This window comes from Frankia sp. AgPm24 (assembly GCF_023243055.1).
Classification (GTDB): Bacteria; Actinomycetota; Actinomycetes; order Frankiales; family Frankiaceae; genus Frankia; species Frankia umida.
In genome coordinates this window covers 1-256 of the sequence record NZ_JALKFW010000123.1, presented here as the reverse complement: position 1 = coordinate 256, position 256 = coordinate 1, and the positions used below count along the sequence as shown (strand labels likewise).

1 protein-coding gene is annotated in these 256 nt (G+C 64.5%); it reads right to left on the bottom strand.

Annotation, left to right across the window (positions count from 1 at the left end):
• The coding region (locus tag MXD61_RS05930) for a helix-turn-helix domain-containing protein (RefSeq protein WP_248811823.1) at nt 1-164 on the bottom strand (164 nt) is incomplete at its 3' end.
• Nucleotides 165-256 lie beyond the last annotated feature (92 nt).

The following is a 256-nucleotide window of genomic DNA, read 5'->3' as shown; positions in this document are numbered from 1 at the left end:
TGGCTGATCCGCCGCTGTTCCTGGGACCACGCCCGGTGCCGTTCGGCAAGTGCCCGGTTGTACACGTAGCGGACACAGCCGAACGTTTTCGCGAGGTTCTCCACCTGGTCGGGGGTCGGGTAGAAACGGTAGCGGTACGCCCGCTTCACCACCCGAATTCCCATACCTGGCAGAATACACGATTCCCCGGTCATTCTGGCAGCCGAGTTGACGCGTAGGCCCCGCCCTGAAGGACGGGGCCCGCGCGCTACGTTTC